Source organism: Chryseobacterium sp. TQ-BC-N36 (assembly GCF_058382295.1).
Genome location: NZ_CM178175.1, coordinates 3,477,600 through 3,485,000, shown reverse-complemented (window position 1 = coordinate 3,485,000; position 7,401 = coordinate 3,477,600). Strand labels below are relative to the sequence as shown.

Below are 7,401 nucleotides of genomic sequence, written 5' to 3'. Positions count from 1 at the left end.
AGGGAATCCTGGTGGAGGTGGTGATTCCTATACCTGTATCTGTCCATGGGGAACCTTTACGCAACCCACTCCATGTCCGGAATTTTACTGTATAACAGGTTAGAAAAAGTAATGAATGTAACTGATAAAATAAGAACGGCTGCCTTTTTGAAGCAGCCGTTTTTCTTTTATTTCTTAATCAATCCCAATTCGATCAATCTCTCATGCAGGAATTCTCCGGCAGTAGTGTCTTCGTATAATTTTGGATTGTTTTCATCTACACAGTTTTCAAGTGCATTTAAAGACATGGCACTGATTGGATGCATAAAGAAGGGAATTGAATATCTCGATGTACTCCACAATTCTCTTGGCGGGTTTACCACTCGGTGGATGGTAGATTTCAATTTGTTATTGGTATGTCTTGAAAGCATATCTCCAACATTGATCATCAGCTCATCGGGTTCTGCAATAGCGTCAATCCACTCTCCTTTATGATTCTGAACCTGAAGACCTTTACCCTGTGCACCCATTAAAAGAGTAATAAGGTTGATATCTCCATGAGCAGCTGCTCTTACCGCATCATCCGGTTCCTCTGTAATTGGAGGATAATGAATGGGTCTTAAAATAGAGTTTCCTTCAGCAATTTTATCATCAAAATAAAATTCATCTAATCCAAGGTGTAGTGCTAAAGCTCTTAGAACATACTGCCCTGTTTTTTCAAGCATCTGGAAGGCTTCTTTACCTACTTCGTTGAACTTAGGAAGTTCTTCAACGATTACATTGTCGGGATACTCGGCTCTGTACTTTGAGTCATCAGACAGATACTGTCCGAAGTGCCAGAATTCTTTTAAGTCTCCTTTTTTGAAACCTTTTGCGGTTTCTTTACCGAATCCTACATACCCTCTCTGGCCGCCGATCCCAGGAATCTCATACTTTTGTTTGGTTTCCACTGGCTGGTCAAAAAAGTTTTTTACCTCTCCATACAAATCTTCTACTAGGTTGTCATCAAGAAAATGGCCTTTTAAGGCTACAAAACCAATTTCTTCATAAGCTTTTCCGATTTCATTTACAAATTTCTGTTTGCGTTCCGGGTTGTCCGAAAGGAAATCACGCAGGTCTACACTAGGTATTTTATCCATTTTTAGAAATTTACGAACAGCAAAATTACATTTTTTTTAAATTAAATGATTTTAAAATCATTATTTATAAGTTAAATTTGCTGTATGAAAAAATATTCTTCTAAGAGAAGTATCCAAATACTTGCACATCTTCTTCAGCAGTACGGAATTGCAGATATTGTGATTTCTCCGGGGTCAAGAAATGCTCCTTTGGCCATTCATTTTTCAGAGGTGGATAGTTTTAACTGTTACAGCATTGTAGACGAAAGAAGTGCTGCTTTTGTTGCAATGGGAATGGCAAAAAGTGAAAAAAAGCCGGTTGCGATTACCTGTACCAGCGGATCCGCTGTTGTTAATTATTATCCGGCGGTTACTGAAGCTTTTTATCAGAATATTCCACTGCTGATACTGACGGCAGACCGACCGACTGATTTCGTGGATATATTTGATGGGCAGACAATAAGGCAGAAGGATGTTTTTCATCAGCATTCCTATGGTGATTTCCAGCTTTTGGAAGACAGCAGGGAACATGCAGAGGATATTAATTTCGATACGATAAAAAAAGCCATCGAGCTTTGTTTTGAAAAGCAAGGTCCTGTACATATTAATATTCCATTGGAAGAACCTCTGTACGAACTTGTTTCAGAGCTTCCCACATTTCCCACTGTGGAAAAAACAATAAAACATAAAGACTATGAAATCCCATCCAATCTGATAGCAGAATGGCATACTTCCCAAAGAATCATGCTGCTGGTGGGAACGAGAGATTATAGCCCTGAGCTGGAAAATCAACTGACACAATTGGTAAAAAACCATTCTGTTGTGGTATTGAGTGAAGCCAACTCAAACCTGTATCATGAGAAGTTTTTCAGACACATAGACCGTTATATTTTCAATTTTACGGAAGAAGACTATAAAACATATGCTCCGGATCTGCTGATTACGGTAGGACAGAATGTGGTTTCCAAAAAAGTAAAGCAGTTTCTGAGAAGTGCCCGCCCGAAGCAGCACTGGCACCTGGATGAAGTATGGCAGCCGGATACTTATTTTTCGCTGACAGAAAAAATTGAAGTCAGACCTGAGGTTTTCTTTTCAAAACTGCTGAAATTTATCAATCTGGAGCCTAGACCCTATTTTAATCTTTGGGATGTTTTAAGGGATAAAAAAGATGCCAGACATGAACAGTTTTTAAATACGGTTGAGTTCTCTGATTTTTATTTTTTCAATAGAGCTTCACAGACCATTCCGGAGAATTATAATATTCATTTCAGTAACTCTTCAGGGATCAGATATGCACAGCTGTTTGATTTCGGAAAGAGAAAGATGTACTGTAACAGAGGAACCAGCGGAATTGATGGGTCAACCTCTACAGCGATGGGCTTTGCCATCAAAAATGAACATCCGACCTTACTGATAACGGGAGACCTGAGTTTCTTTTATGATATTAACGGACTTTGGAACCAATACATACCTCCATTTGTGAGAATCATGATCTTCAATAACGGAGAAGGAAATATCTTTAAAATCATTCCGGGGCCTGGAAATGCCAATCCCAATACACTGGATGAGTTTATTGCGACCAAGCACCGTAAAAATGCAGAATCACTGGCTAAGCATTTCGGATTCTCCTACATCAGGGTGGAAGATGAGCTTACGCTGGACAGAGTTTTAGAGAATTTCTTCAAACCTGATGCACAGCCCAAGATCCTTGAGGTAAATACTCACGGAAAAAACAGTGCGGATGTACTGAAGTCGTATTTTGAATTTATGAAATGATTTAAAGGTCAAGATATTCTTCGTTCCCTGGCAGATTGATTATTCTGTCGATGGGATATACAAACATATCATCAAAGTCATTCAATGCATTAATGATCTGGAAATGGGTAAATTGCTTTATATTCTGTAAAGTGATTTCCGTTTCTTTGATCTTTTTGTGTTTTAAAAGGTGTTGTCTCTGTACGCCGTTCAGGAGATAGGTAGAAGGCGTGAACCAGTCTTTTCCTTTTAAGAATAAAAGGTTGGAGAAAGAAGTATCAGTAATATGATTGTTTTTGACAATAATAATTTCTTCTGCCTTAGCTTTCATTTTCATTTTATCAAGTTCTTTACGGTCTTCGAACTTGAAAGAATAATCGAAGCTGTTGTTCTCTACCAGCTGGAAATCCTGAATTTCAGGGATCGCATAAGGAATCATCTGTGTTCTGATCTTTTTGTCAAGATCATAAGCAATTCTTAATTTGAAGAGGCCATCTTCATCATGCTGCAGATTTTTATAGATCTTGGCCAGATCAATAGAGTCTTCCTTCCCGAAATGAGAAAAAGTTTGGTTGACACGTTTCTGATGTAGATCCAATAGAAAAATCTCCTGATCTTCTACTTTAATGCTTTCAATGAATTGGGACATAGATTTTATTTTTCATTTCCTGATATTCGTCTTCTAATTTACTCATATGCGTTATACCGCCTCCGCTTTTGAAATAAAGTTGATCTCCCTCTTTTTCAATAAAGCGTATCATTACACAACTGTCAACATTCTGGCCGTCAAACCAGCCGCAAACTCCAGTGTAATATCCTCTTTCATATCCTTCTGCCTCCAGAATTATTTCCAGTGTTTTAGGCTTCGGAGCGCCTAAAATAGAGCCCGCAGGAAGCAGCTTTTGCATTATACTTCCTATCTTTCCGTTATACTCAGCCTTGATCATTCCTGAAATTTCGGAGCTCATTGCATACAGATCCTTTTGCTGGGTTTTGATAAAGTCAATTTGCTGGAAATGATCTACCTTTACATCATCTGCCACCATGCTCAGGTCATTCCGCAGCAGATCTACTACAGTGTAATGTTCTGCTTTTTCCTTTTTATCATTCTTAAGGATTTCTGCTGCATTTTCAATAGAAGCATCAATAGTACCTTTCATGGGATACGTCAAAATTTTACCCTCAATGATCTTTACAAAAGTTTCCGGAGAAAAAAATACAAAAAAATCTTTATAAAATACTTTATACTTCGCATTTGAGTGATAAAAAATTTCTTCTAGGCTTAAATTAGTCTCTATTTTGGTTTTTCGGGTATAATTTACCAAATAAGAGTTTCCTAAACGAATATTTTCCTGAACTTTATCAAATCCGACCTTAAAGCTTTCCTGTGTCTCCGGAAATGATTTCCAGACTACTTTTTTATTTAAATCGTGTGATGTTTTTAAATTTGAAAATGATTGAAAATCAACCAATAAGCCTGATTTTTCAATTTCATATTCCGGATAAATTTCAACGTTCTCTGAAAGAAAGTCTATCACGAAGAAATAGGGAACTTTCTGAAGGGAAAGCTCGTCCATTTCCATAAATTTTTGATGATTCACTGAAAACATTCTGCAAAAATACTTATTGATGTTTACTTTTGTATAAATTTTTTATGATGCAGAACAAATATCCTCAGAAACCGGGAATAGATTTTATATTGAAGCAGGCTTTTTTTTATTGGAATAAAACTCTGGTTTTTCAGTTGATGTTTTCAATTTTTTATTTTGGAATTTTCCTTACGGTAGTTTTTGCGGCCGATCTGAAATATAATATTATACAGCAATACATGGAGACCGGCAAATATATTAAAGATGGAATGGAAGCTTATGCATTGCAGTATACCAAAATGGCTTCAACACCTGATTTTCAAAAATTTTCTCTGATGATTGTGGGAACTATGATCTTTCTGTACCCTCTGAATATTGGGTTTTACCAGATTTTCAGAAAGATTGATCTTAAGGAAAAGCTGGAATTAGGAGATTTACTGGTTGGATACAATGGGCTTAATTTTTTTAAATACATCGGGTATTATATTTTTTGGTTCTTTGTGTATGTGAATACAGCTCAGACTATTATTCTTGGAATTCTTTGGGTGCTTGCCACTTTATTTGTCGCCCCTTTAATGTTTTTTGCCAATAAAAGGATTTTTGAAGCTATTTCACTTACTTTTAAAGCCCTCAGAATGTATTTCCTGGAAATACTGGTTTGTGCAATTGTTGCTCTGCTGTTTAAATATCTGGGGTTCATGCTGTTTTTCATTGGTGGACTTTTCACATTTCCTTTCTGGAACGCGATGATTTATTCACTTTATAAAACCGTTTTTTCTGAGAAAAACTAAAATTCATTTAGGTTTAATGTGTTTTTTTACTAAAAAAAACTAATTTTGGTAAAATCATTAAATATTTAAACTATGTCTGAATTTAACGAATTTGATCAGCAGGGCTCTGTTCCTAACAGAGATACGGGATCGATTATTTCTCATGCTTTTGAAATGTATAAAGGCGTTTTTGGTTACGGGATCGTGGCGATGATCATTTATCTGCTCGGCGGATCTCTTATTCAAATGCTTACCGGATTTGATTCTGCTGCGGTGGTTGAAGATATAAAATCTTCAGGAAATTTCAATTTATGGAGTACGCCGGGACTTCCTGTTTATATGGGAGCTTCCAGCCTTTTTAATATTTTATTGTCTCCTTTGTATGTAGGACTGATTTATATGGTGAACAAATACAACACCAAGAACCCGATAGAGTTTTCCGATCTTTTCATCGGTTACCGCCAGAATTTTGTCAATATATTGATTTACAGCCTTCTTTCATGGCTTATAACCTCTTTTTCTCTTGCACTTTGTATCCTTCCCATCATTTTTGTATACCCTTTTCTTTTAATAGGATATCCAATCCTTTTATTTGAAAATGCGTCGGCTACGGATGCTTTGTCAAAGTCTTTCAATATTGCAAAAGAGAATTATGGAACTTTCCTGTTAACAGGATTTTTAGGATTTCTGATTTCTATTGCCGGAGTTATTCTTTGTGGAATAGGTGTGATCCTTACAGCCCCATTTATTATGATTGTAATGTACTCAACGTATTGCGCTTTCCTGGGAAAACCAAGACAGATTATGTACAGTAAGTAAAAATATTAAATTCATGATGAATAAGGACAAACAAATAAGCAGTATTGCGATAAAGCAGGTATCGTTACTGGCCATCATTCTGGTATTGGCAGGACTGATCTGTTTTAACCTGGCATTGTTTATTCCCTCGGTTCTTGGTGCGATTACCATTTATGTAGTCTGCAGAAAGTATAATTTTTACCTGCAGGAAGAAAAAAAATGGAAACCGTCACTGGCTGCCTTCGCATTAATGTTTGCGAGTCTTATTGTCCTCATTCTTCCCATCTATTTTATTGCTGATCTGATTATCGATAAACTTGGGAATGCGCAGGCTTATATGGCTAAATTCAATGTTTTTCTGGATAAAATACATTCTTATATTTTTTCTAAAACAGGATTTGATATTCTGAGTAAAGAAAATATGACCAAACTGAAGGACTCCGTAGGAAAGGTTTCTACTTCCGCACTCAGTGGGACGTTTAATACTCTTACTGTAATAATGTCCATGTATTTTATTCTCTACTTTATGTTGGAAAAACCCCGGTTATTCGAAAGGATTTTAAGTAATTCAGCCCCCTTGAAAAGGGCGAACATTTCTTTGATCGGCGACAAAATGAGGAAGCTGATCATGGCCAATGCTATAGGAATTCCTGTAGTAGCAGTAGGACAGGGCATTGTTTCCCTGATAGGATATATAATCTTTGGCGCTCCGGGGCCGGTATTACTCTTTGCCCTGACAGCCGCATCTTCAGTAATCCCTGTTGTAGGAACGGCCATTGTCTATGTTCCGGTATGCATCTTTATGATTGCCGAAGGAAATACAGGCCCGGGACTTGGATTAGCAGCATACTGTGTGGTGGTGGTAGGTCTGACGGATAATCTTCTTCGTTTTACACTTTTAAACAAGCTGGAAAATATTCATCCGCTGAATACCGTTTTCGGGATTATTATGGGGATGAATCTATTTGGCTTTATGGGGCTTATTTTCGGGCCTATTCTGATCTCGTTGACCCTTCTTCTCATTCAGGTGTACAGAAATGAGTTTTCGGATGAGGATATGCCTCCGGACCTTGAATTACCCAATCAGAATGATCTTGGAGAAAAATTAATTTAATTATATAAAGGTGGAAGGAATAAATCCCGAAATATTAAAAGAAATATGTGTTGTCAAAATGCCTTTCGGTAAGTACGAAGGAACAGTTCTTGTAGATCTTCCGATCAGCTATCTGGAATGGTTCAACAGAAGCGGAATGCCCAAAGGAAAACTGGGAATGCAACTTTCAACAGTTTATGAGATCAAATTAAATGGTCTGATGGATCTTTTGACTCCTATAAGGGCTGCTGTGAGAAATGGATTATAAAATTTAAAGTATATCAGATTGGTATACAGAT

General features: G+C 37.0%; 9 protein-coding genes (1 of these 9 cut by a window edge). 6 read left to right on the top strand and 3 right to left on the bottom strand.

What is annotated here, in order from left to right; genetic code table 11:
* Window positions 1-103: the final stretch of a bacteriocin-like protein gene (locus AC3FI7_RS15535; protein ID WP_142725218.1), read on the top strand. Its footprint begins 170 nt before the window's first position; only the last 103 of its 273 coding nucleotides appear in the window; its start codon lies off the left edge, out of view; it ends in the stop codon at window positions 101-103.
* A 64-nt stretch (window positions 104-167) separates the two neighbouring features.
* On the opposite strand, the gene AC3FI7_RS15530 is transcribed toward AC3FI7_RS15535, so the two are convergent.
* A complete protein-coding gene (locus AC3FI7_RS15530) occupies window positions 168-1,118 on the bottom strand; it encodes an isopenicillin N synthase family dioxygenase (RefSeq protein WP_491460451.1) in 951 nt (316 codons plus the stop codon).
* Window positions 1,119-1,202: 84 nt separating this feature from the next.
* On the opposite strand from AC3FI7_RS15530, the gene menD reads away from it, so the two are divergent.
* On the top strand, window positions 1,203-2,873 hold the full coding sequence (gene menD, locus AC3FI7_RS15525; RefSeq protein WP_142725216.1) for a 2-succinyl-5-enolpyruvyl-6-hydroxy-3-cyclohexene-1-carboxylic-acid synthase: 1,671 nt from the start codon (window positions 1,203-1,205) through the stop codon (window positions 2,871-2,873).
* A gap of 1 nt (window position 2,874) precedes the next feature.
* Here the strand turns inward: menD and AC3FI7_RS15520 are convergent, their stop codons facing one another.
* Window positions 2,875-3,501 (bottom strand): aminotransferase class IV, encoded by a 627-nt coding sequence (locus tag AC3FI7_RS15520; protein WP_142725215.1) that lies wholly within the window; start codon window positions 3,499-3,501, stop codon window positions 2,875-2,877.
* Entirely contained in the window at window positions 3,485-4,462 is a 978-nt protein-coding gene (locus tag AC3FI7_RS15515) for an aminodeoxychorismate synthase component I (protein WP_491460450.1), read from the bottom strand. Before AC3FI7_RS15515 ends, AC3FI7_RS15520 begins: the two co-directional genes overlap by 17 nt.
* A gap of 44 nt (window positions 4,463-4,506) precedes the next feature.
* Here AC3FI7_RS15515 and AC3FI7_RS15510 point away from each other — a divergent pair, with 44 nt between their 5' ends.
* The 4 genes from AC3FI7_RS15510 to AC3FI7_RS15495 all read left to right on the top strand — a co-directional run bounded on the left by AC3FI7_RS15510 (window position 4,507) and on the right by AC3FI7_RS15495 (window position 7,370).
* Entirely contained in the window at window positions 4,507-5,232 is a 726-nt protein-coding gene (locus tag AC3FI7_RS15510; protein ID WP_228451284.1) for a hypothetical protein, read from the top strand.
* A 72-nt stretch (window positions 5,233-5,304) separates the two neighbouring features.
* Window positions 5,305-6,030, top strand: a complete 726-nt coding sequence (locus AC3FI7_RS15505; protein ID WP_142725213.1) for a beta-carotene 15,15'-monooxygenase — start codon at window positions 5,305-5,307, stop codon at window positions 6,028-6,030.
* A 13-nt stretch (window positions 6,031-6,043) separates the two neighbouring features.
* The gene (locus AC3FI7_RS15500; RefSeq protein ID WP_491460449.1) at window positions 6,044-7,123 is read left to right on the top strand and encodes an AI-2E family transporter; all 1,080 of its coding nucleotides are present in this window, start codon (window positions 6,044-6,046) and stop codon (window positions 7,121-7,123) included.
* A gap of 19 nt (window positions 7,124-7,142) precedes the next feature.
* Complete coding sequence (locus AC3FI7_RS15495) at window positions 7,143-7,370, top strand: DUF3820 family protein (protein ID WP_142725222.1); 228 nt, start codon at window positions 7,143-7,145, stop codon at window positions 7,368-7,370.
* The last annotated feature ends 31 nt before the right edge of the window (window positions 7,371-7,401 follow it).